A 25925-nucleotide genomic window follows, 5' to 3' on the forward strand; every position below is an offset into this window, starting at 1 on the left:
ATCGACGCAAGCGTGCCACCGTGCATCGCGTGATCGTATGCAGGAGGATTAGTGAGCGCCACACGAATCATGGCGGCCATTGCGGTTGCCGCCAGTGCAGCGCTAGTGCTCACCGGTTGCATCCCGCAGAAGTCCACAACGATTGACGGTTCAGAACTCACCGTCGCCGTTTCCCAGCCCTACACATCGGCAAACCCGGTCACCTCCTTTGGTGCTGGCGAAACCAACGCCAATATTGCCTATGCGACCGGCACCGGATTCAACTACTTCACCGACGAATCCGAACTGGTTCGCGACGAGTCTTTTGGGCACTACGAGAAAGTGTCGGATGACCCGCTTGCGGTGACCTACACAGTGTCTGACGGTGTGCGGTGGTCAGATGGAACAGCCGTTGATGCGGTGGACCTCCTCCTGGAATGGGCGGCTACATCCGGAGCTCTCAACACTCCGGACGCCGACCCGGCAGAAACCGTTGATCCTGAAACCGGCGCTCCTCGTGATCGTGCGGATGACCGTGTCCTGTTCGATGCTGGGGCACTACGCAATAGCGGTATCGATCTCGTCACCGAACTTCCTCAGATTAGTGATGATCGCATGTCGCTCACTCTGGTCTTCGATGAGCCGTTCGCTGATTGGCAGACCGCATTCTTCGGTGCCGGTTCTGCGGCAAAGCCCGCGCATGTCGTGGGAATGATGTCATTCGCGAATGACGACGCGATCACGGCCAAGGAGCGGGTCTATGCGGCGATTACGGCGGATGACACCACTGATCTTGCCCAGATTGCCCGCACCTGGAATACGGTCTTCAATTTTCAAGGGATGCCGGCAAACTCAAGTCTGGTTGTATCGAATGGGCCGTATGTCGTTTCTGACCTCGTAGCGAACCAGTATGTGACCTTGCGTGCCAACGAAAACTACAGCGGAGACCGCCAGCCCACCTTCCAAGAGATCACCGTGCGGTTCATGGCTGACCCGCTTGCGCAGGCTCAAGCACTGCTCGTCGGCTCGGTGCACATAGCGGTTCCCACGATGGGGTCCGAGGTTCGCGATGCGCTCGAAACCATGGATGCCACCGTCATCGATGGCACGACCGACAGCTTCGAACACCTCGATCTCCAATTTGGTGAATCTAAAAACGGCACCTTTGACGACCCCGCGGTTCGTGAAGCCTTCCTCTTGACGGTTCCTCGCAAGGAATTGGCCGCTGCCGCCCTTGCTGATGTTCAGCCACGGCCAACACTCCGTGATTCTTTTCTCTTCGCTCCCCATGATCCCGATTACCGAAGCGTGACCTCGAGCAATGGTTCGGACCTCTTCGCGGAAGTTGACATCACTCTGGCTAAGGAACTTTTGGCTGAAGCAGGCGTAACCAAGCCAGCTGTGTGCGTTCTTTATGCTGCTGAGGACCCCATGCGTCTCATCGAGTTCGAACTGATCAAGGAATCTGCGGCGGCTGCGGGATTCGTTGTGAGCGATTGCTCGGCAGAAGACTGGCGCGCGACGCTCGGAACGCCGGAAGCCTACGACGCGGCGCTCTTCAGCTGGCAGGCGGAGCAACCGGGGGTTGGAGTCGCTCCAGCGGTGTTCGCAACCGATGGTTACGCGAATCTCAACTACTTCTCAGACTCGAGAGTTGACTCGCTCCTTCGGGAAGCAAATTCGGTGACTCTCGATGCAGCCGATCGAACGGATTCTTTGGCGAAGGCAGATGCCGAACTCTGGAAAAACAGCTACGGAATGCCGCTGTTCCAGTATCCCGTGACAGCGGCATACGACCAAGATCGAGTTTCCGAAGTATCGCTTTCATCGTTGAGCCCTGGCATCTGGTGGAACGTCTGGGACTGGAAACCGTAGTACTTGCATTGCGCTTGGAGCGCAGTCGGCGATAATTCTTGCTAAACAGGGTAAACTGATCGAGCAGGATACTCTGAACGATCTTCTGCGCCCTCCCATGATCTTTACCCGGTGGCATTTGGCCGCCGATCTGCTGCCGAAATTTTCTGCGCAGCGTCTGCGGTGAGAGACCGCAAAGCCTCCAATGAATTAAGGAATATTGCTATGGCTATGGCCACTCGCAGCGACTTGCGCAACGTAGCAATCGTTGCCCACGTTGACCACGGAAAGACCACCCTCGTTGACGCGATGCTTCGCCAGACGAACTCGTTCGAGGCGCACGCGCACCTCGAAGAGCGCGCCATGGACTCGAACGAGCTCGAGCGCGAAAAGGGCATCACGATTCTCGCGAAGAACACTGCGATTTCGTACAACGGCAAGTACGCCACCGATAGCCCCATCACGATCAACGTGATTGACACCCCCGGCCACGCCGACTTCGGTGGCGAGGTTGAGCGCGGACTGAGCATGGTTGACGGCGTAGTTCTGCTCGTCGACGCCAGTGAGGGCCCGCTTCCGCAGACCCGCTTCGTGCTGCGTAAGGCGCTTGAAGCCAAGCTTCCCGTCATTCTTTTGGTCAACAAGACTGACCGCCCAGACGCGCGAATCGACGAAGTTGTTGCCGAAAGCCAGGACCTCCTTTTGGGCCTCGCAAGCGACATGGCAGATGACGTTCCCGACCTCGACCTCGACGCTATCCTCGACGTCCCGATCGTTTACGCTTCGGGCCGCGCTGGTGCCGCTAGCTGGAACAAGCCCGAGAACGGCTCGTTGCCAGACAACGACGACCTCGAGCCCCTGTTCGATGCAATCCTCAGGCACGTTCCCGCGCCGTCATACGACGATGAGCACCCCCTTCAGGCGTGGGTTACCAACCTCGACTCCTCACCGTTCCTCGGTCGCCTCGCCTTGCTGCGTGTCTTCAACGGAACGATCAAAAAGGGCCAGACGGTCGCTTGGGTCAAGCACGACGGAAGCGTCGCCAACGTGCGCGTAACCGAGCTCATGATCACCAAGGCTCTCGACCGTTACCCTGCCGAGAGCGCTGGCCCCGGTGACATCGTCGCTGTTGCCGGCTTCGAAGACATCTTCATCGGTGAGACCCTGTGTGACCCCAACGATGTTCGCCCGCTTCCGACCATCACGGTCGACGAGCCCGCGATCTCGATGACTATTGGTACAAACACCTCGCCGGTTATCGGCAAGGTCAAGGGCCACAAGCTCACCGCTCGCATGGTCAAGGACCGTCTCGACCGCGAGCTCGTCGGTAACGTTTCGCTCAAGCTCGTCGACATCGGTCGCCCGGATGCTTGGGAAGTCCAGGGTCGTGGAGAGCTCGCTCTCGCTATCCTCGTCGAGCAGATGCGTCGTGAAGGCTTCGAGCTGACTGTCGGCAAGCCGCAGGTAGTTATCAAGAAGATTGACGGCAAGGTTCACGAGCCATTCGAGCACCTCACGATCGATGCGCCGGAAGAATACCTCGGCGCAATCACTCAGCTTCTTGCCGCTCGTAAGGGCCGCATGGAAGGCATGAGCAACCACGGCACCGGCTGGGTTCGCATGGAATTCATCGTTCCTTCGCGTGGACTCATCGGATTCCGCACCGAGTTCTTGACCATCACGCGTGGTGCCGGTATCGCCAACGCTGTGTCTCACGGCTACGAGCAGTGGGCAGGCGAAATCCTCACCCGCGTCAACGGTTCAATCGTTGCCGACCGTGCCGGTGTTGCTACCCCATTCGCGATGGTTGCCCTTCAAGAGCGCATGTCGTTCTTCGTAGAGCCGACTCAAGAGGTCTATGAAGGAATGGTTGTCGGCGAGAACTCACGCGCTGACGACATGGACGTCAACATCACCAAGGAAAAGCAGCTCACCAACATGCGCCAGTCGACCTCGGACTCGTTCGAGCGTATGACACCGTCGCGCAAGCTGACGTTGGAAGAGTGCCTCGAATTCGCCCGCGAAGACGAGTGTGTCGAGGTTACGCCCGAGTTCGTCCGCATCCGCAAGGTCGAGCTCGACAGCAACGCTCGCGCACGCAGCACTTCGCGTCTCAAGAAGCAGAACGCCTAACCCCTTACCTCAGGAGCTAGCGAGGAATCGTTAGCCTTGCGGGAGTACGATGCAGCTACGGTCATCAGGCCGTGGCTGCATTGTTCGTTAACCCGAGCGACAGCCATGGCGCGTATTGTCCGTCCTGAACATCAGCCCCGTCACGAACAGCAGGAGAGTAGTCATGATTAGCCCGAAACGACGCATCAATGCATCCATTGCCGTAGTTCTTGCCTTGGGCGTGACCCCGGCACTCTCGGGCTGTTTCGGCAACCCTATTGAGAACATCGTCGAGCAGGCAACGGGCGGGCAGGTCGACTTGGGCGGCAAAGAGATCCCCGAGGGTTTCCCCAGCGAGGTTCCTGTCGTCTCCGGTGACGTGCAGTTTGGAATCGCAGCGGGAGAGGGCGACCAACGCGGTTATAACGTCACGATCTTGGCCGGGCAGGAATCACCCCTCGACGGTATCGAGACGGCGCTGAAGGATGCTGGCTTCGAGCTTCAGCTGCAGGGCGCCGACTCCGACGGTGAAGGCACCGTCATCTTCACGAGTGACACCTGGGTAGGTGGCGTGATCGTCGCCAAAACCGATGACGGCTACACCGCTAACTACACCGTGGCGCCCGCAAGCGAATAGTCTGCTCAACGCCGCAGTACCGTTCAGCTGGGAGATCCACGCCTGACGGGGGCGATCGACGCTTCGCGTGGGCGATCGACGCTTCGCGTGGGCGATCGACGCTTCACGTGGGCGATCGACGCTTCACGTGGGCGATCGAAGGTCGCCGACGACCCGTGAACTAGGCCAAGTCGAACATTCCGGCACCGACGAAGCTGGACGCTGTAGTGCCCGGCGGCACGGCGAAGATAGCCGAACCCACATATCGCACGTACTCGTTCATGAGGTCGTTGCGGGAAAGTGCGAGCTGGATAGGCACAAATTGTGTGCCGGGGTCCCGCTGGAAGCTGATGAAGAATAAGCCGGCATTGAGACGACCGAGGTCATCGTTTCCATCCACGAAGTTATAGCCGCGACGCAGAATCTGCACACCACCATGGCTCTCGGGATGCGCCAACTTCACGTGAGAATTTTCATCGATGAGAGGCGCGTCATCGCGACCAGTCTGGCTGAAGTCGGGGTCAGTGAACTCGCTACCGCCACTCAACGGGGCGCCTTCGCCCTTCGTGCGCCCGAAGATTGTTTCTTGTTCCCGAAGCGAAGTGCGGTCCCACGTTTCGACGGTCATGCGAATCTTGCGGCTCACGAGATATGAGCCTCCGGCCATCCACGAACTGCCATCGCTGGCAGCGGCCCACACATGCTTTTCGACGCCCGCAGTGTCTTCGGCGCGCAAGTTGGCAGTGCCGTCTTTGAAACCGAAAAGATTGCGAGGTGTCTTCTGAGCTCGAGTCGTTGACGAGGTGCGCCCGAAGCCCAATTGCGACCAGCGAAGAGTAGCCCTACCGAAGGCAATACGAGAAAGATTGCGGATCGCGTGCACCGCCACCTGCGGATCGTCGCTGCACGCCTGAATACAGAGGTCGCCGCCGACTAGTTCGGGCTGCAGCGCGTCGCTAGGGAACTTAGGCAGGTCGATGAGCGCAGACGGACGCTTGTTTGCGAGCCCGAATCTGTCATCGAACAGGCTCGGGCCGAAACCAAAGGTGATCGTGAGGCCCCCGGGTGGAAGGTCGAGCGCTTCTCCCGTGTCATCCGGTGGAGCATCGTAGGGACCGCTGGCGGGGCCGTAGTCTCCGGCACCATCACCCGCCGTCATTCGCGCTGCCGCGTAGCTCCAGTCGCGGAGCAACTCAATGAGCTCATCACGCGAGATCTCGTTGACATCGAACGCCGCAAAGTGGAGCCGGTCTTGTGCCGGAGTAGTGATTCCCGACTGGTGTTTACCGAAAAACGGGTAGGTTGACGCCACAGCGTTGCCGGTCGCGGTTGAATCGCCGCCGAGAGCGAATGTTCCACCGACGCCCAAGCCGGCGCCAATCACGCCGGCTCCGGCTAGCCCGAAGAGGCCGCGCCGCGAGAGGCCGGTGGTTTCATCTTTCGCCATAGCTAATCTTTCGGGGTTGAGTCGTCTGCCTAGAGGACCAGTACCGCGGTGAGGCGGGAGAGAGGCTCTGCCAGAGCATTGACCTGATCAGAGAACGCGCGAATCTCAGTCGTCGACAGCTCAGTGTAAAGACGGAAGCCATCGCCGACTCGCTGCTCGTCGAGCAATGTCTGGAGCTGTTCGAACTCAGCATCGAGAGTCTCAGCAAGTTCGGCATCCTTAACCATGAGGATGTCGCGAACGCCATCGTAAAGAACGCGGGCTCCATCAATGTTGGCTTGGAAATCCCACAGGTCGGTGTGCGACCAGAACTCCTCTTCGCCTGTCACCTTGCCACTGGCAACCTCGTCTAGCAGTCCAATGGCACCGTTGGTTTGCTGGTCGAGCGTGAACTCGAGGCCCTGCACGTTGGCGTATAACGTGTTCGTGTCTGCCACGAGCTGCGAAGCAAGCGCTTCACGCTTCGACTGGTCGTATGCTTCGAAACCGGCTTCGGCATCCGCTGGCCAGAGATCTTTCTCGATTGCGTGCCAGCCAGTCCACTCTTGGCCGTCTTCGAGGTCTGCCTCACGGAGGTCCATACGGGGGTCGAGGTCGCCGAAGGACTCAGCGACAGTCTCGACGCGCTCCCAGAACACGCGGGTGGGGGCGTAAAGGGCGCGGGCGGTGTCGTCATCGCCAGCAATGTACGCGTCAGCAAAATCTTCGGTGCCGACAACAAGGTTTTCGATCTGGTCTTTCACGTAACTCTTGTAGTTGGCGTTCGCCGCCTCAACCTGCTCGGCGATGTCCCCACTGAAGGAAAGGTCAGCGCCTGAATCAGTAACAGTGAATGCTGTCTTGCCGACACCCTCGCCGATCATTCCTGGTTTGCAGATCGTGAAGTAATCACCGGGCTGAGCGAGCACGACGAGGTCGCGGCTGATTCCGGGGCCAATGTTCTCTACCTCACCAACGATGCGCAAGCCGTCATCCGCGAGGAGATAGAACTCGGTGACCTGGTCGCCAGAGTTGGTCACAGAGAATACGAGGTTGCCGCTTGGCGCTTCATTTGCGCTCACGGTGCACTCAGTGGCGCTGCTGTCGACCGTAATGGTGTTGTCTGCGGCAGCGCCGGTGTTGTTGGCAACGCAGCCGGTAAGCGCGAGCGCAGCGACAGTGGCCGCCGCGAGGAATCCGAGGCGGGAGGGGCGGGTGGTCATCAGGCTCCTTGAGTGCTGAGGGATGCTGCGGGAGCGATGGGCTTATCTGAGCGCCCATGCCCGCGAACGGTGCGAATGAAGATTGTCATAACAGTTGCTACATAGCCGAGCCACACTGCGGCTTCCAACCAGGTGGTGGCGGGCGAGAAGTTGAGGGTTCCCTTGAGGATCGTGCCGTACCAGCTGCTTGGCGGGATAATGGCACTGACGTCGAAGGCAAGGGCGTTGAGTCCTGGCAGCACGCCAGCTTCCTGCAGATCGTGAACGCCGTAGGCGAGAACGCCAGCGGCGACGACGATGAGAATGGCCCCAGTCCACGTGAAAAAGCGAGTGAGATTGATGCTCACTACGCCGCGGTAAATGAGGTAACCGAGCACGATCGAGGCAGCAATGCCCAGAGCGGCGCCGGTGAGGGGCAACGCTGTTGAACCGCTTGCCTGAACTGCGGCCCAAATGAACAATGCCGTCTCAATTCCTTCGCGACCGACTGCCAGAAACGCCACGAGAACGAGGCCCCAGCCGGCGCCGGTGAGGTGCGAGTCGACTTCGTTGCGGAGTTCGCGACCGAGACCGCGTGCGGCGCGCAGCATCCAGAAGATCATCCACGTGACAAAAGCAGTGGCGATGATGGAGAGGATGCCGCCGATAAGTTCTTGAGCTTGGAACGAAAGCCCGTAAGCGCCAAACGTCAGACTCGCGCCGAGTCCGAGAGAAATGACCACGGCTAGCCCAATGCCGAGCCAAATGCGGGGGAGGACGTCTCGTCGATCGATCTTGCGAACGTAGGCAATCAAGATGCCTACTACTAGTGCGGCTTCAAGGCCCTCACGGAGACCAATCAGAAAGTTAGCGAGCACTGGACTCTCTCGTAGAAATGAAATTTGGGCAGGTTGGTAAGCCTAACCTAAGCAACCGTATTCTGCCTACCTGTGCTTATTCTGTTCACTGCAAGCAACCAGTGGAGGTCAGGCCATGAAAGATCGAGCACAGCGGGTGCTGATTATTGCTGCGCGCCCCGAAGATGAGGCCAGAGTCTTCGGTGCCACTATTGCTTCTCTCGTTCACCGCGGCACAGAACTCATCGTTCTTGCGTGCAGCAGTTCGCCGCAGTTAGACGAAGCCCACGCCGCCGCGCGCCAGATTTTGGGCATCACTTCGCACCACATCTTGCGAGAAGATGGCGGGCAGCAGTTCACCAGACTGTCCCCGCGCGACCTCGCTGCGGATCTGGCCGCAGCCATAACCTCGCTGAAGCCGGATGTCGTTGTTAGCTATGCCTCCTATGCCAGCGGCAGTGAGCATGAGTCGGATGCGCGGCTCGTGCGTGAGGCGACGGCGCTCGCAACTGAGCTCGCCGCGGTTCCCTTCTATACGGCATCCTCGGTGCCTGTTGATCGGGGCGTTGCTGTCTCGTCTGCCACTGCTATTGCGTTCAAGCGTCGTGCCATGGAGATTTACAGCACTGAGCCGCCCATCGGTGAGAGCGTTTCGACGCCTTCGGAGTACTTGCGACGTCTTCGTCGCCGGGAATTGGTGATCGGCGAGCGCAATCGTCTCGAACGCGTGATGCTCGCTATCGTTTCGACAGCTGTTGGCGCACTGGTCGGATTAGTGCTTACCGCTGTTCACCAGTCGACTATCACTCTGGCGGGGGTGCGGGTGCCGTGGGGGATCATTGCTGCGATTGCCCTCACGACGGCTCTCGTCTTGGGATTGCGCTTGATCTATGACACGAGAGTTGCGCCGGGTTTTGCTTCGCTTGGAGTGTTGTTGATGTCGGCAATTTTGGCGACAGCGATGCCGGGAGGATCAATGCTGATCCCCGGAAATGTGTCGGGTTATGTGTGGACCTTTGCCCCAGTCTTGATCGTTCTGGTGGTGGTGGGGTGGCCTCGGGTGAATCGTCAGGCTTCGGTGTCGAGCCGCGATAACATTGAGTTGAACTCTCCCGTGAAAGGTGCGGATATCTCTTGACGTACATCATCGCCCAGCCGTGTGTCGATCTGAAGGATCGCGCGTGTGTCGACGAATGCCCCGTCGATTGCATCTATGAGGGCGACCGCATGCTCTACATCCAGCCCGATGAGTGCGTCGATTGCGGTGCGTGTGAGCCCGTGTGTCCCGTTGAGGCCATCTATTACGAAGATGACGTGCCCGATAAGTGGGCAGATTATTACAAGGCCAACGTCGAGTTCTTCGATCTCCTTGATAACAGCTCGCCAGGTGGAGCTGCGAAGGTTGGCGTGATTCACAAAGATCACGCGCTTGTTGCTGCACTTCCTGAGGGTGGTGGATCCTCAGACTGATGGGGCGCACACCGTTAGCGTTGCCCGATTTTCCGTGGGATGCTCTAGTTCCCTACGGCACTATTGCGCGCACTCATCCTGACGGTTTCGTAGATCTTTCAGTTGGTTCTCCGGTAGACCCGACCCCGGCGATCATCCGCGAGTCGTTGGCTGCAGCAACGGATGCACACGCCTACCCCACAACGACCGGCACGGTGCAATTGCGCGAAGCAATTGTCGAATGGTTCGCCCGTCGCCGTGGTGTCACCGGGCTGACGGTTAACAATGTTCTGCCAACAGTTGGCTCCAAGGAGCTGGTGGCGCTGTTGCCACTGCTGCTGGGGCTGGGCAAAGGCGACACGGTCGTGCATCCCTCGGTCGCCTATCCGACGTATGCAATTGGCGCCGCGTTGGTCGGCGCGACCGCGTTGGCCTCAGACGATCCTGCAGAGTGGCCCGAAAACACCGCCCTCGTGTGGCTCAATAGCCCGGGTAACCCCGATGGTCGGGTAGCGGATGTCGCCCAGTTGCGGGCCGCGGTTGAGCGCGCCCGTGAGTTAGGGGCGGTGATTGCTTCAGACGAGTGCTACGCCGAGCTCAATTGGAAGGGTCACGACCCCACACCATCGATCCTTGACCCCGAGGTAATCGGCGACGATCGTTCGTCAGTGCTCGCCGTCTATTCGCTGAGCAAGCAGTCGAACCTCGCTGGCTATCGTGCCGCTTTTGTCGCCGGATGCTCGGCTCTCATTTCTGAAGTGCTTGCGGTGCGCAAGCACGCTGGGCTCATCGTGCCAGGGCCTGTTCAAGAGGCCATGGTTACTGCGCTGCGTGATGAAGCTCATGTCGCAGATCAACGCGAGCTGTATCGTGCGCGGCGAGCGAAGTTGCTGCCGGCGCTTGAGCGTGCCGGATTCCAGATTGATGACAGTGACGCCGGGCTCTACCTGTGGGCGACAAAGAATGAAGATTCGTGGCAGACAGTCGGAGATCTTGCTCAGTCAGGCATCCTTGTTGTTCCGGGATCGTTCTATGGCGAGTCCCCGGCACGGCATGTGCGGATTGCGCTGACGGCAAGCGATGACACGATTGCAGATGCGGTCGCGCGGCTCGAATTGCTGTCTTAAGTGCACTAAATCGCCAAGGCCTTGTCTTTGACCTCTAAAGCATGAGCGGTTTGCTTGGCTGGTGTGACACTGGCCATTCAAGCCCGATAGGCTGTAGCGGTGAATGAAGCCCCTCAAGACCCAGAGAAGGCCATCCTCCATTTTCCGGGTGGCGCTGCCGAATTCCCGATAATTCGTGGAGTCGATGGTCACAACAGCATCGATATCTCGACCTTCATGAAGCAGACCGGCTATACGGCGCTTGATCAAGGTTTCGTTAACACGGCATCGACTCGTAGTGAGATCACCTACATCGATGGCGATCGTGGCATCCTGCGTTATCGCGGTTATGCGATCGAAGATGTTGCCGCGAACTCCACGTACCTCGAAGTCGCGTGGCTGCTCATTTATGGTGAGCTTCCTTCTGCGTCACAGCTCGAGGAATTTGACGAAAAGATTCGTCGTCACACTCTCTTGCATGAGGACCTCCGTCGCTTCTTTGATGCACTGCCGCACAGCGCGCACCCAATGTCTGTGCTCTCAAGCGCAGTGTCAGCCTTGTCGACCTACTACGAAGACTCGCATGACGTGCGAGACCCCGAGCAGGTCGAGCTTTCGACCATCCGTTTGCTCGCGAAGCTGCCCGTCATCGCCGCCTACGCTCACAAGAAGTCTCTTGGTCAGGCGCTGCTCTACCCCGACAACTCGTTGAGCTTCGTCGACAACTTCTTGAAGCTCAACTTCGGCAACATGGCCGAGGACTACACGGTCAACCCCGTGCTGAGCAAGGCGCTCGACCGCCTTCTTATCTTGCACGAAGACCACGAGCAGAACGCATCCACCTCAACGGTGCGGCTCGTCGGTTCGACAGAAGCCAACATCTTTGCGTCGATTTCTGCAGGCATCAATGCCCTCTACGGCCCGCTTCACGGCGGCGCAAACGAGGCCGTGCTCAAGATGCTTGGCGAGATCCAGCAGTCTGGCGAAGGCGTTCAGAAGTTCGTGGAACGCGTCAAGCGCAAAGAAGAAGGCGTGCGGTTGATGGGCTTCGGCCACCGCGTCTACAAGAGCTTTGACCCGCGTGCGCGTCTCGTGAAAGAGAGTGCGGATGAGGTGCTCGCCGATCTTGGCGTCAGCGACCCCCTGCTCGACATCGCGCGCGAACTCGAAGAGGTTGCTCTCGCGGACGACTACTTCATCTCGCGCAAGCTTTACCCCAACGTCGACTTCTACACGGGAGTCATCTACAAGGCGATGGGCTTCCCTCCACGCATGTTCACCGTGCTGTTCGCGATTGGCCGCCTTCCTGGCTGGATCGCCAACTGGCGCGAAATGAATGAAGACCCGAACACGAAAATCGGTCGCCCGCAGCAGTTGTACACGGGCCCTGAAACCCGGGCGTGGCCCCAGCGCTAGTCGCACACACCGCTTAATCACGAACGGCCGGCTTCCCTCGGGAAGCCGGCCGTTTCGCGTCTGCTGGGTTAGGGCTTCACGCTAGGCGTGCAGTGCCGTATTGAGCACTACACCGCTGCCGCTGCGAGGGAGAACTTCAACGCCGCCCGTGAGCGAATTGCGCCGGAAGAGGAGGCCGTTCACGCCACTCAGCTCGACAGCCTTGACGCGGCGCGGCGTCGCCGAACCATCAATGATGGTGACCTTGGTGCCTGCCGTGACATAGAGCCCTGCTTCGACGACGGTGTCGTCGCCGATCGCGATTCCGATTCCCGAATTGGCGCCGAGTAGTGCGCGTTCGCCGATGGAGACACGCTCGGTGCCCCCGCCGCTGAGAGTTCCCATGATGGATGCTCCGCCGCCGATATCGGCACCATCACCGACGACAACGCCCTGAGAGATGCGGCCCTCGACCATCGAGCTACCGAGCGTTCCGGCGTTGAAGTTGACGAATCCCTCGTGCATGACGGTGGTGCCGGGGGAGAGGTAGGCGCCGAGGCGCACTCGCGAGGCGTCCGCAATACGAACGCGCTCCGGTACGACGTAGTCGAGCAGGCGCGGGAACTTGTCGATTCCAGTGATTGCAATGCCAGCGCGCTGCAGGGAGACGCGCAATTCCGCGTAATCGTTGGGATGAACGGCTCCGGCGTTCGTCCAGACAACGATCGGAAGTGCGCCGAAGAGTCCGTCGAGGTTGATGCTGTTTGGCTCGACGAGCAGGTGACTGAGTAGGTGAAGTCGCAGGTAGGCGTCTGCCGTGTTCTGCGGTGCGGCATCCAAATTGATCTCGATCGTCACGAATTCGGTGGTAACGCGGCGCCGATCGTCTGCCCCTAAATGCTGTTCGAGATTGGCGGGGGCGTAGTGCGGGTCGGTGCCCTCTGGGATGGATCCCAAGTGCGGAGCGGGGAACCACACATCGAGTGTTGTTCCGTCGCCGGCGATTGTTGCGAGTCCGTATCCCCATGCTGTGCGCGAAGTCATGCATCAAGGTTACTTACACTGGGTGCATGCCTGTGACCGATCCCACCGTTCCCGTGCTCGATTTGGGTGCCTCAAGCCCCGAACTGACCCGCCAAATTTGCGATATTGAGTCGGTCTCCGGCAATGAACAGCGCATCGCGGATGCCGTGGAGATTGCGCTTCGGGCGTTCAGCCACCTTGAAGTGATTCGGGATGCGGATGCCGTCGTTGCTCGAACGAACGGCGGTAAGGCCCAGCGTGTAGTGATCGCTGGCCATCTCGACACTGTTCCAGTGAACGCAAACCTGCCAACCACCCTTGAGACGATTGATGGCGAGGAACACCTGGTTGGCCGCGGCACGGTCGACATGAAGGGTGGCGTTGCGATTGCTCTCAAGTTGGCTGCAGAACTCACTGACCCCGCCGTTGACGTTACGTGGATTTTCTATGACCACGAGGAGGTTGCCGCTGAGCTCAACGGGCTCGGTCGTATCGCCCGCAATCGTCCGGATTTGATGGCCGGCGACTTCGCCATTATTGGTGAACCTTCGAACGCCACGGTGGAAGGTGGCTGCAATGGAACCGCACGCATCGACATCGCGTTGACTGGCCTTCGCGCACACTCAGCGCGCGCGTGGATGGGCGAGAACGCAATCCACGCAGCAGCGCCCATTCTGGCGATCCTGGCTGCCTACGAGCCAGAGCAGCACGAAGTCGATGGGCTGGTTTACCGCGAGGGCCTCAACGCCGTCGGCATCACTGGTGGCGTTGCTGGCAATGTGATCCCGGATGCCGCGACAGTCACCGTCAATTTCCGGTTCGCGCCCGACCGCAGCACCGATCAGGCAATCGATCACTTGCGCCACGTCTTTGCTGGCTTCGATTTCGTTGTTACTGACCTTGCTGGTGGTGCTCGCCCTGGACTCGATGCTCCGCTTGCGCGAAACTTTCTCGCCGCCGTTGGTGGAACGCCGGCACCGAAATATGGCTGGACCGATGTAGCGCGCTTCGCTGAACTCGGCGTGCCAGCCGTGAACTACGGACCGGGAAACCCTCTGCGTGCTCACGCTGACGATGAGCGCGTGGCGACGCGGGAGATTGTGGCCTGCGAGCAAGGGTTGAGAGCGTGGCTGACGGCTCGCTAGCCTCCGTGGTGCGCCGCGCGACGACTGCGGTACTCGCTCCTGAGCGATGGTGGATTGCGGTCATCGCAATTTTTGTTGCCTCGCGAGTGGTGACGACGTCGCTGCTGTTGGCGTACGCATCCGCTCAGGGTGCCAACGCGTGGACGGGGCCCAAGCCAGACTATTTTTCGTTCGCGAAAATCTGGGACGGGCACTGGTATTACATCATTGCGCTCACGGGCTATCCGACGGAGCTGCCGATGAATGAAGCCGGGCACGTCGCTGAGAATGCGTGGGCGTTCATGCCCGGTTATCCCGCCGTAGTGCGTTTTGTCATGATGGTGACGACCCTCGACTTCGCCTACGCCGGGGTGATTGTCTCGGTTGGCTTCGCGCTCGGTTCTTCATTGTTGTTTTACCGGCTGATGAGCCGCGTGCTTCCCTCGAATTCGGCGCTGTTCGCTGTGGCAGTTTTTTGTTTCGCTCCGCTGTCGCCCATTCTGCAAGTGTCATACGCCGAGTCGATGTCACTGTTTTTGCTCATGCTTGCGCTGTACTGGCTCATGAAACGCCAGTACTGGATGCTGCTGCCGGTCATTGCCGTCATGTCGCTGACGAGACCAAGCGGGCTTGCGTTCGCGCTCGCCCTTGGGCTGCATGTTGTTTATCGGTGGTGGGTTCGCGACCGCGATGGTTTCCCGCGGAACGAGGCAATTGCTGCGATCTCGGCAACCGTGTTCAGCGTGGTGATGGGGTTTGCGTGGTTGCTCATTGCGGCTGCGATGACCGGGTCCATAACCGCCTACACCGATACTGAATTGGCGTGGCGCGCTCCCTATATCGGTCAGGTCGAACTTGTGCCGTTTACCGCCTGGTTCCAGGCCGCTGGCTTCTGGCAGCTGTGGTGGAACATCCCGCAGTGGCTACTTTCGGCACTGTTGGTTGCGGCTGTTGTCGGTTTCTTCGGGCTCTTGCTTACTCGGCCGGCACGCCGCTTAGGCGTTGATCTACGTTTGTGGCTGGCGAGCTATGCGCTCTATCTCTTGGCAGTGTTCTTTCCCCAATCGAGCACGTTCCGTCTGCTGATGCCGATGTTCCCGTTGGCGGGAGTGCTCGCGCAGCCACGGTCACCCACCTACCGAATCCTCTTGTTACTCGCCTGTATTGCTGGCCAGTGGGCGTGGATCCATATCGCGTGGTGGGTCGACAACTACGACTGGACTCCACCATAAAGTGACGAGTTCTCCAGAGATGAGCCGACAGAGTTTCAGTATCGGCGATCTATGCGGGATAATAGAACTAAGTACCGATGAAAGGGGACTAGCTATGGCAGCCATGAAGCCGAGGACCGGTGACGGGCCGATGGAGGCTGTCAAAGAGGGTCGACTCATTATTGTTCGAGTACCTCTCGAAGGCGGCGGTCGTCTCGTTGTTTCTGTGAACGATGACGAAGCTAAAGAACTGCACGACGCACTTGCGGGTGTTGTAGCTTCCGTCTAGGTAGCTCCACTCAGTGCCAGTGATTGTGCGGAATCTTCCGCAATCTTTCCCGAGCATTTAGTTTCAACGAAAGCGCCAGCCGGGTTCCGGTTGGCGCTTTCGTGGTTCTACGGGCGTGCAGTCGCTGATTGCTGAGGTGCGCTCGTTGCCGCCTGCTGCTGAGCGATCCAGGCCGCCAGGTGCACCGCGGTCGCTCCGGTGCCCTGCGCAATGTCGTTTGGCGTACCCTCCGCCACAATCTGGCCGCCTGCATCGCCACCGCGGGGCCCCAAATCGATGACCCAGTCACTTGCTGTGATGGCGGCTTGATCGTGTTCTACGAGCACCACAGTGTTTCCGGCGTCTACAAGACGCTGCAATTGTTCGAGCAGTAGCCGCACATCCGCGGGGTGGAGGCCAGAGGTTGGCTCGTCGAGCAAGAAAAGCGCGTGTCCGCGATGAGCGCGCTGCAGTTCGGTCGCCAACTTGATGCGTTGCGCCTCGCCACCGCTGAGCTCCGTGGCTGGCTGTCCGAGTCGAAGATAGCCAAGCCCGACATCCCGAAGCGTCTCGAGACTGCGGGAGGCCGATGGCACGTCGGCGAAGAATTCTGCTGCTGTGTCGACGGTCATCTTCAACACTGACGCAATCGACTCTCCGTGATATTCGACCTCAAGCGTTTCCGCGTTGTAGCGCGCACCGTGGCAGGTTTGGCACGGCGCGTAAGTACCGGGCAGAAAGAGCAACTCGACCGAGACGAATCCTTCGCCCTGGCAGGTCTCGCAGCGGCCGCCAACAACGTTAAACGAGAAACGGCTTGCGCTAAATCCGCGTGCTTTCGCCGCATCCGTTGCTGCGAAGAGTTTGCGCACGACATCGAACATTCCGGTGTAGGTGGCGAGATTCGATCGCGGTGTTCGCCCGATGGGGCGCTGGTCAACAAGCACGAGGCGACTGAACGCTTCGACGCCAGTGGCGGCATCCACTTCCACCTGCAGCTGTGCGTCGTCTGCATCATCCGGTGCCGTACCGAGATAGTTGCGCACGACGCTCGCGAGCACCTGAGTGACGAGAGTCGACTTGCCTGACCCTGAAACGCCGGTCACCGTGGTCATGACGCCGAGCGGAATGTCCACCGAGACATCCCGAAGGTTGTGGAGCGAGGCGCCCCGCAGGCGCAACCACGAATGAGCCTCACGGATTGTATGAGCGGGAGCTTCGGCCCGCGGAAAGAGATAGTGGCCCGTTATGGACTCGTCAATGTCCTGCAGCCCAGCGACGGGCCCCGAGTACACGAGTTCTCCGCCGCCTTCGCCCGCTCGGGGACCGATGTCGATCACCCAATCGGCGCGACGGATGACGTCGAGATCGTGTTCGACTACGAAGAGCGAGTTGCCGGATGCCTTCAACCGGTCGAGTACATCGAGTAGCGGTTGCGCATCGGCAGGGTGCAATCCCGCGGAGGGTTCATCGAGAACGTAGATTACGCCGAAGAGGCCGGAACGCAGTTGGGTCGCAATGCGTAGTCGTTGAGATTCACCGGGGGAGAGCGTGGTGGAATTTCGTCCGAGACTGAGATAGCCGAGGCCGAGATCCAGCAGGACCTCAACGCGGGCAATGATGTCGTTACCAATACGAGCGGCTACCTCGTTGGGGTCGTGCGGTGCGGTCGAGTCAGTCGCCTGTGGCGCACCGGATGCTTCGATTCCCTGACGCAACTGAACGGCGAGGTCGGCCAACGGCACGGCATTCATCTCGGCGATGCTGAGGCCAGCGAACGTGACTGCCCGCGCGTTTGGCTGGAGCCCACTACCGGCGCAGTCGGGGCAGCCCATGCTCTGCACGAAGCGCAACGCGCGGTCGCGCATCCGCTGGCTCTGTGACTGTGCCAGCACGTTCATGATGTGCTTGCGTGCACTCCAGAATTTGCCGTAGTAGCCGAAGTCAACCCGGTCTCGCTCGGGCTTCACCAGCACGGATGGTTGTTCTTCTGTGTACAGCAACCAGTCCCGATCTGCGCGAGTCAGTGACCGCCACGGCTTCTCGATATCGATTCCGAGACCGGTAACGATGCTGCGCAGGTTCGCGCCCTGCCACGCCCCTGGCCACGCCGCAATGGCACCATTGCGGATGCTGAGGGACGTATCGGGAACGAGAAGCTCTTCCGTGACGTCATGCACAACGCCGAGACCGTGGCAGCGAGGGCACGCGCCGGCGACAGTGTTTGGGGAGAATGCTTCGGCCGAAAGATGGTCGATGCCCGCGGGATAGTTGCCAGCGCGGGAATACAACATGCGCAGCAAATTCGACAGAGTCGTGATGGTGCCAACGCTTGATCGTGAACTTGGGGCACCGCGGCGTTGCTGGAGTGCCACAGCCGGTGGTAATCCCGAAATCTCACCCACGTCGGGAGCGCCCACTTGATTGAGTAAGCGGCGAGCATAAGGCGCTACCGATTCAAAGTAGCGTCTTTGGGCTTCCGCGTAGAGAGTGCCAAAGGCGAGCGAAGACTTTCCTGAGCCAGAGACTCCGGTGAAAACCACTAATGAGTCTCGAGGGATGTCGACGTCGATGTTGCGGAGATTGTGCTCACGAGCACCCCGCACCTGTACCCAGCCATCCACATCGTTCAGTGTCATTGTCTCAACACTACGTACCCGGGCTGAGAGTGAGCTAACCGCGGTATAGGGCTAACGGCACAGCGCCGCGTGCCGACTTCGAAGCGAGGTAGTGCGTTGTTAGTCGCTCAGCTTGGTGAGCTGCAGCAGACCGTCACCGACGGGAATGAGTGAACTGATTACCGCCTCAGACTGAGAGATCTCTTTAAGCAGCGACCGGAAGTTCGACACGTTGGCATCACGTTGAGCAGGGTCAGCGACCCGGTCACGCCACAGAGCATGAGCGACAGCAACGACGCCGCCCGGTCTGACGAGTCGAAGTCCGTGTTCGACATACTCGATGACTGATTGAGGGTCCGCATCGATGAAGACGAGGTCATAACTTGACTCGTTCATGCGCGGCAGTACTTCAGAGGCCTTTCCGCCAATCTGGCGAACCCGATTCGCGGGAATATTGGCCTCCGCGAAGACGGCGCGCGCTACCTGCTGGTGATCAAGTTCAGAGTCGATGGTTGTGAGTAGCGCTGTTGGGCTACCGGCGAGCATCCAAAGTCCACTGATGCCAACGCCGGTGCCAACTTCGATGATGCTCTTGGCGCTGGTTGCGGCAGCGAGTATCGCTAATTGCGCTCCCACTGCTGGCGAAACAGCTTCAATGCCGAGTTCACTGGAATGTACGCGCGCCGCAGCGATCTCTGGGCGTTCGACAACGAACTCCTCGGCGTACTTCCAGCTCAACTGCTTGTCTGACACATTGCTCCTATCGCTGCCTCAACTGTAGACGCAGCGAGCGTTGCCGCCGGTAAGCTAAACGGGTGTCCTTCGGTCTCAGTTTCGACAAGCTGCTCATCATTGGGCTTATCGCTGTCTTTTTGCTTGGGCCAGAACGCTTGCCGTACTACGCGTCTCAGCTTGCTCGCCTCGTCCGCTCGCTGCGAGACATGGCCAATGGTGCGAAAGATCGCATGCGCGAAGAGATGGGCCCCGACTTCGACGAGATCGACTGGAAGCAACTTGATCCGCGCCAGTATGACCCGCGCCGCATCATCCGTGACGCGCTTCTCGACGATGACACTCCGCCGGTGACGGTGCGGCCCCCGCGGTCAGCGGCCTATGCAGAACGTCAGGCTGCTCTCGCCAAGAGCAAGAGCGAACTCCCTTCCGGGGAGAAAGCGCCGTTCGACAACGAAGCCACCTAGCGTCGTCGCAAGAGCTTCAGCGCGCTCAGCAGCGTGATCATGATGCCAGCCAGCGCCGCGAATTCTGCGCCAGTACGCGGCAATTGCAGAATCCCGTTCGATTGCGAAACTGTGCGCGATTGCACGAACCGCAAGATGCCTTCTGGCCCATTGCGGCGACCAAGCCCTGAGCTCTTCATGCCACCCATGGGTGCATCAACGCTAGAAAAGCTGCCTCGATAGCCTTCGTTGATATTCACGCTTCCCGCATCGAGGCGGTCAGCTAGCCGTCTGGCATGGGTGACCGAGCCACTGAAGATAGCGGCGTTCAGGCCAAATTCGGAATCGTTGGCTCGGTCAATAGCTTCCGTATCGCTCGCAACCGCGGCGATTGCTACGACGGGCCCGAACGTTTCGTTTGCGTAGCATTCCATCTCCGGAGTGACGTTGCCGAGCACCGTTGGAGCGAAAAAGTATGGTCCGATCTCGGGTCGCGCATACCCTCCCGCATGCACGACGGCGCCCTTTGCTAACGCATCGTCAACGTGTTTCTGAACGCGCTCAAGCTGGGCTGCCGAGGTGAGGGATCCGACGTCACCGCTGTAGTCGAGTGCCGCAGTCTGGTTGAGGTACGTCACTCGGGTAGCAAGCTCGCGGGTGAACTCTTCGGCGATCGACTCGTGCACATAGATGCGTTCGATGGAGACACACAGTTGGCCCATCGAGGCGAAGCACGCATAGACCGCGTCCGCTGCTGCTGTAGCTGGATCGGCATCCGCGAGCACGAGTAGGGGGTTCTTGCCACCGAGTTCGAGCGAAGCCCCGATGAGTCGGCCTGCAGCTCTCGCGCCGACGCTCGTTCCCGTCGGTGTTGACCCGGTGAAGCATACGTAATCACACGCGTCGACTACCGCGTTGCCCACTTCGTTGCCGGGGCCAGCGGCTATGGGCCACAATTCCGCTGGCACTCCCGCGTCGATGTAGGCCTCCCGAGTAGCAAGCATCGCGAGGGCGCCCTGGTTGTCGATCTTCTGGATGACGGCGCTTCCGGCGGCGAGCGCGGGAACAACATCCATAGCCCCGAGAGCGATCGGGTAATTCCACGGCGTGATGATGCCGACGAGTTGCTTGGGGCGGTAACTAACTCGAGTGCTCAGCACCAACGGGATGCTTGATCTCCGGCGTGTGCTGGCGAGCACACGTTTCGCTGACACCGCGTAGTAGCGAGTGACGGATGCGGCCTGAAAGATTTCCTCGAAGGCTTGGCCACGAGTCTTGCCAGTCTCAGTTTGTAGCAGATCAAGCAACTCTTCGCGTCGCTCAAGGAGGAGGTCGTGGGCGCGCAAAAGCACACGGCGACGGTGGGCAAAACCGGCGGCGTGCCACGCCAGCTGGGCCACCCGAGCGGATGCTGCGGCATCCCGAACATCATCGACGGAACTCTGTGGCAACTCGTGTAGCCGCTGCCCGGTAAACGGCGCGATTACGGTGGCGGTGTGTGCGGTTGTGCAACTCAACTGAGCAACGAGGGCATCGCGACGGCGAACCCCAAGCAGCGCGGCAACGGTGTGTGGCGACATGCCTCAACACTACGACCGAGTAGCCCAATTTCGCCTTTGCAAAGCGCTAGGCTGACGAAGATGACGACCGCTGCGCCGCGAGCTCTTACCCGAAGCACAATCGCTACCTACGCCATTGGTTCCCTCGGTACAGGGGGTTTCGCTGCCCTGCCTGGACTTGTGCTGGTGTACTACCTGACCGACACCCTCGGAATTGCTGCGATCGCCGCCGGAATTTTGGTGACGGTTGCCAAGGTGTGGGACGTACTGATCGATCCGGTGATCGGAGCCAGAAGCGACCGCAGTCTTGCCCATCGGGGCACCCGGCGCAGAGTCATGCTGGCGGGCGCGATTCTTCTTCCGATACTTTTCGTTCTGACATTTTCGGTTCCCGCAGGCATTGGCCCTCTGGCCTCTGGCCTGTGGGTTCTTGTCGCGTTCATCGCTGCTGCGACAGCGTTCAGCATGTTTCAGGTGCCGTACATCGCTTTGCCTGCGGAACTGACGAGCAGCTATGACGGACGAACTCGGCTGCTGGCGACCCGTGTTGTTGTGCTGACGATTGCGATTCTGCTCTTCGGCGCCGGTGCACCAGCAATTCGTGATTCTTTCGCGGATGAACGACTTGGGTATCTCATCATGGCCGTATCGGCGGCTGCTCTCATGGGAATCTCGCTCATCATCTCGTCGTTCTCAGCCCCCACAGGACTCACCGTGGTCGCGCCGACGGTGTCGATCGCTGACACCTATAGCGCGGGGTTAGCCGCACTTAAACGCAGTCAACCCTTTCGCGCGCTACTGCTGACCTTCCTGCTGCAGGCGCTTGCAACAGGAATTATGCTTGCAGGCGCGCAATACGTCGCAGACAAGGTGCTGAGGACCGAAGTGACGCTACTCTTTGTGTCACTCATTGGGCCCGCACTGCTCCTAGCCCCCGTGTGGGCTGCTATCTCTCGCCGCATCGGCAAAGAGCGCGCCTTTGTGTGGGCATCAGCCTGCTACGGAATTGGTGCCCTGCTCATCGTGCCGCAACTGTGGTGGCCAGGCGCCTGGATCTACGCCCCCGTCGCGCTCGCCGGCGCCGGCTACGCCGGAATGCAGGCGCTGCCCATGTCAATGCTGCCCGACGTGATCTCCCACGACTCTCGACGCCACAAGATCGCCTCGGCAGGCACCTTCGGGGGAGTCTGGACCGCTGGCGAAACCACCGGCATGGCGCTCGGCGCAACGGTTCTCACGATTGTGCTCGCGGCATCCGGCTACCTCGAATCGGTCGCGAACCAAACCGTGGTTCAACCCGCCTCGGCGATCGCCGGCATCATCATCAGCTTCAGCGTTGTGCCCGCGGTGATCATCGGACTTTCTGTGCTGACCTTCCGGCGTTACCCATTGCGCCGTCACGACATCGATCAGGCCGACACCGAAACTGGTGCGACCGCTAGCGCCAATCGCGATCAGGAGAACCAGTGAATTTCGACCACGAACCCGCCGACATACTGAATCGTCTCAAAGAACTGCGAAGCGCGGATGCTCCCACTCACGGTGGGCGAGTGCTCTCCTATGTCTACGACTCAGGATTAGCCGAGCTCGACGAGCTTGCCGCGAGCGCGATTCGCGCTGTGCAGCCGGTAAACGGTCTCGACCCGACAACATTCACTTCTGTCGCGGTAATGGAACGTGAAGTTCTGGGGTTTGCTCGTGACTTGCTTGGCGGTGATGAGGATGTCGTTGGCACGGTAACAACGGGAGGTACCGAAAGTTGTCTTCTGGCGGTCAAGACCGCGCGCGACGTGTGGCGCGGTGCTGGGGATTCGGCGCGAACGGGTACGCCACGCTTGCTGGCGCCCGTGACGGTTCATGCGGCGTTCCAGAAGGCAGCTCATTACTTTGGGCTCGAACTGGATCTCGTGCCCGTCGGCCTTGACGGTGTGGTTGCCGCCCAAGATTTGATTGACCGATTCGGTGACGATGTCGCGATCGTTGTCGTGTCGGCACCGAGCTATGCCCACGCAGCGATGGATCCGGTGGTTGAGGTTGCTGCTGCGGCGGCCGAGCACGGTATCGCGTGTCACGTCGATGCGTGCATCGGAGGCTGGGTGCTCCCATTCTGGGAGGGCGTTGAGCCGTGGAACTTTACCGTGCCCGGTGTCACCAGTATCAGCGCAGATCTTCACAAGTTCGGATACGCCCCCAAGGGAGCGTCTGTGCTGTTGCAGCGCGGGCGAGACCGCCAGCGCGCCCAGTACTTCGCGACGACCCGGTGGCCGGGATACCCCATCGTGAACCCCACAATTTTGGGATCGAAATCTGCCGGTCCGTTAGCCGCGGCGTGGGCGATCATCCAGGCGCTGGGAACGAGCGGTCTCGCTGAACTCTCGGAGTCGTGTGCGCGCTCAACCCGAGCACTGCGCGACGTTGTCGACGGGATTGATGGACTGCGTGTTATTGGCGACCCGGTTGGTCCGTTGCTCGCTGTGGCATCCGATGAGAGTGTTGCTGCCGATCGCCGTGTTGACGCGCACCACTGGGCCGATCAAGTGAGAATGCATGGTTTCTTGCTTCAACTGCAACCGTCGCTTGTACAAAGCGATGGCAGCACGCTGCCAGCGACAACGCACCTCACGATCACACCGGTGACGGAAAGCGTGCTCGACGAGTTAAGCGCCGCACTACGCACGGCGGCTGACGAGGTTCGAGGGATTCCCGCGGTGTCTGCCGAGATGGCGCTCGCGGCGTTACCCGCTGAGGTACGCGCCGCGTTGGCGGCTCCGGATGCCCCTGTGCTCACGTCAGAGGCCGCGGCGCAGCTGCTTGCGACGATCGGACTCGCAGGGGCACAAGATGGACTCCCGGAGCGCATGGCGCCCCTGTTGGCGCTGATCGGCGCTTTGCCTGCACCTCTCACTGAGCGGTTGCTCACTGAATTGTTGGCGCGACTGGTGGAGCCAACCAGCTGAGCTCTGGACTGGCTCTAGCCAGATTGCGCGTTGCCGACATCGGGCTCGACGGTGTGCTCGCGTTCGAAGCGTGTCGCCTCATCCACGAGAGCCTTGACGACCGCACGCACTGAGGGACGTTCGGCGCGGTCAGGTCGCAGCAATGCAGAAATGAGGCGCGACGACGGGACTCCCTTGAGGGGTCTAGTGATGAGGCCATTTTCGCGGTCTCGGGTGGTGAAGCGCGGCAAGATCGCAATCCCGTGCCCTGCCGCGACGACGGCTTCGACGATGCTGTTATCTGTCAGACGTTGGGCAACTTTTGCCGGAGCACCGTTTGCCGCCTCGATGCGGCGAAGGATTCGATCGAATGGAAGCCCAGAGGGCACGCCGATCCAGGTTTCATCGATCAGGTCCGCTGGTGTGAGCGCGGCCTTCCGACCGAGGGGGTGGTCTTCAGGGAGGGCGACATCCAGAGACTCACGCATCAGAGGAACAACGGCGAGCCCGCGCTCGGTCCACGCTGGGAGCACGTGCGGAGAATCGGACACAACGACGTCGTAGTCAGCGGTGAGGTTCGCGACATCCTCAAGGACCGAGTCTTGGTCATTGCAGTGCAGGGTGAGGCCGGCGAGGCGATTGATCGAATGGAAGAGCCCGGGCAGCAGCATTTCGCCACCGGTCGGGAAGATTGTCATTGTGACTTCGCCTCGAGGTGACTCTCGAAAGTCATTCCAGAGAGCTTCAGCTTTTTCGATCGCGGTAGCCACATCCGTAGCAGTTTGGGCAAGCGCACGCCCGGCCGACGTCAAAACGATGCCTCTACCGACTCGTTCAGTGAGGGGGATGCCGGCCTCCCGTTCCAGAATTTTTAGCTGCTGCGAAACAGCCGACGGCGTGCGCATCGTGGCTTTAGCGACCGCCGTAATGCTGCCGCGGTCAGCGAGCTCACGTAGCAGTTCGAGGCGCCTGATTTCCATGTAGTTACTCTACAAGGTTAGGTAAGAAAGATCATCTTGTTCTAAATGATCAAGCTTGATGGAATATAGACATGAACTTCGAACTGATCATCATTGGGGCACTGTCCGCACTCGGCATCATCGCAACCCTGCGCGCCGTAGCAACCGACGGATACCGTCGCGTGCCCACCCGTCGCTACAACACCATGCCGTAGCCAACCGCCAGCCGGTTTACGCAACACCACAGCAACTCATGCTGTGGTGTTTTTGCGTTAACTGCCAAGTCGTGACGTGGCGTTGGCGGATATAGCGGGCGCTAGGGATCCACGTGCTCGTCGTCGTCCCACACAAGGATGTCTCCAGGCTGACATTCGAGAACGCGGCATATCGCATCTAGGGTGGAAAATCGCACAGCACGAGCTCGCCCGTTTTTGAGTACGGCGACATTCGCTGGAGTGATACCGACCGCTTCCGCGAACTCGCCGACTGACATGCCGCGCTCGACACGCAGGCGGTCGATCAGAATGCGGATCGCCACTAGACGACCTCGTCGAGTTCAGTTCTCATCAGCACAGCTCGTTTTAGCAGGGATTTCAGCACCAGCAAAACGAAAAAGAGTGTCACTCCAACCAGAACGCTGGCGACTACTGCCAATGCCAGTAGCGGTGGGCCCGGTATGAAAGCGAGGGTTGCCCCCGCCGTGATGGTGGCAACTACCACACTCACGATGAGCAGATTTACCAATCGGGCTGCGTCGGGATTGAAGATGTGATCTTGCCGAATGAAGCCAACTAGAACAGCGGTGGAGGCGAGAATCACCTCGACGCAGAATCCGAATGCGAGGCCTAGAGTGAGCAGCGGAATCCGAAGATCCTCGAATTCCGGGTATTCGGTCGCGGCTATGCGCGACAGCGGCATTAGCGCGATGCAACTCGCCGCTACCGCGACCGCGAGCACACCAAGTGCGATCCACGTGGCTATTGCTGCTCCGAGCGAAGGTCGTAGCAAAGAAAGTTCCATAGATCGATAATCGATGGATATCTATTGAAAGTC

24 protein-coding genes are annotated in these 25925 nt (G+C 59.8%); 14 read left to right on the forward strand and 10 right to left on the reverse strand.

Going from position 1 to position 25925, the window contains the following annotated elements; translation table 11 throughout:
• Nucleotides 1–51 precede the first annotated feature (51 nt).
• The 3 genes from AC061P_RS03910 (at nucleotide 52) to AC061P_RS03920 (ending at nucleotide 4582) form a co-directional block, all read left to right on the forward strand.
• Nucleotides 52–1854: an ABC transporter family substrate-binding protein gene (locus tag AC061P_RS03910; RefSeq protein WP_449648645.1), complete on the forward strand. Its 1803-nt coding sequence runs from the start codon at nucleotides 52–54 to the stop codon at nucleotides 1852–1854.
• Nucleotides 1855–2058: 204 nt separating this feature from the next.
• Nucleotides 2059–3966 (forward strand): translational GTPase TypA, encoded by a 1908-nt coding sequence (typA, locus tag AC061P_RS03915; RefSeq protein WP_449648644.1) that lies wholly within the window; start codon nucleotides 2059–2061, stop codon nucleotides 3964–3966.
• Nucleotides 3967–4129: 163 nt separating this feature from the next.
• Entirely contained in the window at nucleotides 4130–4582 is a 453-nt protein-coding gene (locus tag AC061P_RS03920; RefSeq protein ID WP_480391886.1) for a hypothetical protein, read from the forward strand.
• A 160-nt stretch (nucleotides 4583–4742) separates the two neighbouring features.
• On the opposite strand, the gene efeB is transcribed toward AC061P_RS03920, so the two are convergent.
• The 3 genes from efeB to efeU are packed head-to-tail and all read right to left on the reverse strand — an operon-like array spanning nucleotide 4743 to nucleotide 8067.
• A complete protein-coding gene (gene efeB / locus AC061P_RS03925; RefSeq protein WP_480391887.1) occupies nucleotides 4743–6008 on the reverse strand; it encodes an iron uptake transporter deferrochelatase/peroxidase subunit in 1266 nt (421 codons plus the stop codon).
• 29 nt (nucleotides 6009–6037) lie between these two features.
• Nucleotides 6038–7210: an iron uptake system protein EfeO gene (gene efeO, locus AC061P_RS03930; RefSeq protein WP_480391888.1), complete on the reverse strand. Its 1173-nt coding sequence runs from the start codon at nucleotides 7208–7210 to the stop codon at nucleotides 6038–6040.
• Nucleotides 7210–8067 (reverse strand): iron uptake transporter permease EfeU, encoded by an 858-nt coding sequence (gene efeU, locus AC061P_RS03935; protein WP_480391889.1) that lies wholly within the window; start codon nucleotides 8065–8067, stop codon nucleotides 7210–7212. Before efeU ends, efeO begins: the two co-directional genes overlap by 1 nt.
• Before the next feature lie 115 nt (nucleotides 8068–8182).
• On the opposite strand from efeU, the gene AC061P_RS03940 reads away from it, so the two are divergent.
• From AC061P_RS03940 to AC061P_RS03955, 4 genes are all read left to right on the forward strand, one after another.
• Nucleotides 8183–9184, forward strand: a complete 1002-nt coding sequence (locus AC061P_RS03940) for a PIG-L family deacetylase (protein ID WP_480391890.1) — start codon at nucleotides 8183–8185, stop codon at nucleotides 9182–9184.
• On the forward strand, nucleotides 9181–9516 hold the full coding sequence (gene fdxA / locus AC061P_RS03945; protein ID WP_449648638.1) for a ferredoxin: 336 nt from the start codon (nucleotides 9181–9183) through the stop codon (nucleotides 9514–9516). Before AC061P_RS03940 ends, fdxA begins: the two co-directional genes overlap by 4 nt.
• Nucleotides 9516–10622, forward strand: coding sequence for a succinyldiaminopimelate transaminase (gene dapC, locus AC061P_RS03950; RefSeq protein WP_480391891.1), 1107 nt, complete (start codon nucleotides 9516–9518; stop codon nucleotides 10620–10622). The genes fdxA and dapC overlap by 1 nt, the downstream gene beginning before the upstream one ends.
• A gap of 99 nt (nucleotides 10623–10721) precedes the next feature.
• On the forward strand, nucleotides 10722–12017 hold the full coding sequence (locus tag AC061P_RS03955) for a citrate synthase (RefSeq protein ID WP_449648636.1): 1296 nt from the start codon (nucleotides 10722–10724) through the stop codon (nucleotides 12015–12017).
• A gap of 81 nt (nucleotides 12018–12098) precedes the next feature.
• Here AC061P_RS03955 and dapD read toward each other — a convergent pair whose 3' ends face one another.
• Nucleotides 12099–13040, reverse strand: coding sequence for a 2,3,4,5-tetrahydropyridine-2,6-dicarboxylate N-succinyltransferase (dapD, locus tag AC061P_RS03960; RefSeq protein WP_480391892.1), 942 nt, complete (start codon nucleotides 13038–13040; stop codon nucleotides 12099–12101).
• Between the two features lie 26 nt (nucleotides 13041–13066).
• Between dapD and dapE the strand changes: the two genes are divergently transcribed.
• From dapE to AC061P_RS03975, 3 genes are all read left to right on the forward strand, one after another.
• Nucleotides 13067–14164 (forward strand): succinyl-diaminopimelate desuccinylase, encoded by a 1098-nt coding sequence (gene dapE, locus AC061P_RS03965; RefSeq protein WP_480391893.1) that lies wholly within the window; start codon nucleotides 13067–13069, stop codon nucleotides 14162–14164.
• Nucleotides 14146–15375, forward strand: a complete 1230-nt coding sequence (locus tag AC061P_RS03970) for a hypothetical protein (protein ID WP_480391894.1) — start codon at nucleotides 14146–14148, stop codon at nucleotides 15373–15375. Before dapE ends, AC061P_RS03970 begins: the two co-directional genes overlap by 19 nt.
• Before the next feature lie 94 nt (nucleotides 15376–15469).
• Nucleotides 15470–15643: a DUF3117 domain-containing protein gene (locus tag AC061P_RS03975; RefSeq protein ID WP_009774258.1), complete on the forward strand. Its 174-nt coding sequence runs from the start codon at nucleotides 15470–15472 to the stop codon at nucleotides 15641–15643.
• Nucleotides 15644–15750: 107 nt separating this feature from the next.
• On the opposite strand, the gene uvrA is transcribed toward AC061P_RS03975, so the two are convergent.
• Nucleotides 15751–18261 (reverse strand): excinuclease ABC subunit UvrA, encoded by a 2511-nt coding sequence (gene uvrA / locus AC061P_RS03980; RefSeq protein ID WP_480391895.1) that lies wholly within the window; start codon nucleotides 18259–18261, stop codon nucleotides 15751–15753.
• A gap of 99 nt (nucleotides 18262–18360) precedes the next feature.
• Entirely contained in the window at nucleotides 18361–18993 is a 633-nt protein-coding gene (locus AC061P_RS03985; protein WP_449648631.1) for an O-methyltransferase, read from the reverse strand.
• 62 nt (nucleotides 18994–19055) lie between these two features.
• Here AC061P_RS03985 and AC061P_RS03990 point away from each other — a divergent pair, with 62 nt between their 5' ends.
• Nucleotides 19056–19439: a sec-independent translocase gene (locus AC061P_RS03990; RefSeq protein ID WP_449648630.1), complete on the forward strand. Its 384-nt coding sequence runs from the start codon at nucleotides 19056–19058 to the stop codon at nucleotides 19437–19439.
• Here AC061P_RS03990 and AC061P_RS03995 read toward each other — a convergent pair.
• Nucleotides 19436–20998 (reverse strand): succinic semialdehyde dehydrogenase, encoded by a 1563-nt coding sequence (locus AC061P_RS03995; RefSeq protein WP_449648629.1) that lies wholly within the window; start codon nucleotides 20996–20998, stop codon nucleotides 19436–19438. The two genes, AC061P_RS03990 and AC061P_RS03995, sit on opposite strands and share 4 nt — an antisense overlap.
• Before the next feature lie 60 nt (nucleotides 20999–21058).
• Between AC061P_RS03995 and AC061P_RS04000 the strand changes: the two genes are divergently transcribed.
• Complete coding sequence (locus tag AC061P_RS04000; protein WP_480391896.1) at nucleotides 21059–22447, forward strand: MFS transporter; 1389 nt, start codon at nucleotides 21059–21061, stop codon at nucleotides 22445–22447.
• Complete coding sequence (locus tag AC061P_RS04005) at nucleotides 22444–23934, forward strand: pyridoxal phosphate-dependent decarboxylase family protein (RefSeq protein WP_449648627.1); 1491 nt, start codon at nucleotides 22444–22446, stop codon at nucleotides 23932–23934. The genes AC061P_RS04000 and AC061P_RS04005 overlap by 4 nt, the downstream gene beginning before the upstream one ends.
• Nucleotides 23935–23948: 14 nt before the next feature.
• Here AC061P_RS04005 and AC061P_RS04010 read toward each other — a convergent pair whose 3' ends face one another.
• On the reverse strand, nucleotides 23949–24893 hold the full coding sequence (locus tag AC061P_RS04010) for a LysR family transcriptional regulator (RefSeq protein WP_449648626.1): 945 nt from the start codon (nucleotides 24891–24893) through the stop codon (nucleotides 23949–23951).
• A 71-nt stretch (nucleotides 24894–24964) separates the two neighbouring features.
• Between AC061P_RS04010 and AC061P_RS04015 the strand changes: the two genes are divergently transcribed.
• Nucleotides 24965–25087 (forward strand): hypothetical protein, encoded by a 123-nt coding sequence (locus AC061P_RS04015; RefSeq protein ID WP_449648625.1) that lies wholly within the window; start codon nucleotides 24965–24967, stop codon nucleotides 25085–25087.
• 101 nt (nucleotides 25088–25188) lie between these two features.
• On the opposite strand, the gene AC061P_RS04020 is transcribed toward AC061P_RS04015, so the two are convergent.
• Together AC061P_RS04020 and AC061P_RS04025 are read right to left on the reverse strand one after the other, a co-directional pair.
• Nucleotides 25189–25410: a helix-turn-helix domain-containing protein gene (locus AC061P_RS04020; protein WP_449648624.1), complete on the reverse strand. Its 222-nt coding sequence runs from the start codon at nucleotides 25408–25410 to the stop codon at nucleotides 25189–25191.
• Nucleotides 25410–25892, reverse strand: coding sequence for a DUF2975 domain-containing protein (locus AC061P_RS04025; protein WP_449648623.1), 483 nt, complete (start codon nucleotides 25890–25892; stop codon nucleotides 25410–25412). Before AC061P_RS04025 ends, AC061P_RS04020 begins: the two co-directional genes overlap by 1 nt.
• Between the last annotated feature and the right edge of the window lie 33 nt (nucleotides 25893–25925).

The sequence above is a fragment of the Rhodoglobus sp. G.S.4 genome (assembly GCF_056619605.1).

Coding starts and splice junctions, on each gene's coding strand:
- AC061P_RS03995 (WP_449648629.1), bottom strand. CDS start 20,998: ATGTCGCCACACACCGTTGCCGCGCTGCTTGGGGTTCGCCGTCGCGAT.
- efeO (WP_480391888.1), bottom strand. CDS start 7,210: ATGACCACCCGCCCCTCCCGCCTCGGATTCCTCGCGGCGGCCACTGTC.
- typA (WP_449648644.1), top strand. CDS start 2,059: ATGGCTATGGCCACTCGCAGCGACTTGCGCAACGTAGCAATCGTTGCC.
- efeB (WP_480391887.1), bottom strand. CDS start 6,008: ATGGCGAAAGATGAAACCACCGGCCTCTCGCGGCGCGGCCTCTTCGGG.
- dapC (WP_480391891.1), top strand. CDS start 9,516: ATGGGGCGCACACCGTTAGCGTTGCCCGATTTTCCGTGGGATGCTCTA.
- AC061P_RS04015 (WP_449648625.1), top strand. CDS start 24,965: ATGAACTTCGAACTGATCATCATTGGGGCACTGTCCGCACTCGGCATC.
- dapD (WP_480391892.1), bottom strand. CDS start 13,040: ATGACTTCGCGCACAGCATGGGGATACGGACTCGCAACAATCGCCGGC.
- AC061P_RS04010 (WP_449648626.1), bottom strand. CDS start 24,893: ATGGAAATCAGGCGCCTCGAACTGCTACGTGAGCTCGCTGACCGCGGC.
- uvrA (WP_480391895.1), bottom strand. CDS start 18,261: ATGACACTGAACGATGTGGATGGCTGGGTACAGGTGCGGGGTGCTCGT.
- AC061P_RS03975 (WP_009774258.1), top strand. CDS start 15,470: ATGGCAGCCATGAAGCCGAGGACCGGTGACGGGCCGATGGAGGCTGTC.
- AC061P_RS03920 (WP_480391886.1), top strand. CDS start 4,130: ATGATTAGCCCGAAACGACGCATCAATGCATCCATTGCCGTAGTTCTT.
- dapE (WP_480391893.1), top strand. CDS start 13,067: ATGCCTGTGACCGATCCCACCGTTCCCGTGCTCGATTTGGGTGCCTCA.
- AC061P_RS04025 (WP_449648623.1), bottom strand. CDS start 25,892: ATGGAACTTTCTTTGCTACGACCTTCGCTCGGAGCAGCAATAGCCACG.
- AC061P_RS04000 (WP_480391896.1), top strand. CDS start 21,059: ATGACGACCGCTGCGCCGCGAGCTCTTACCCGAAGCACAATCGCTACC.
- AC061P_RS03940 (WP_480391890.1), top strand. CDS start 8,183: ATGAAAGATCGAGCACAGCGGGTGCTGATTATTGCTGCGCGCCCCGAA.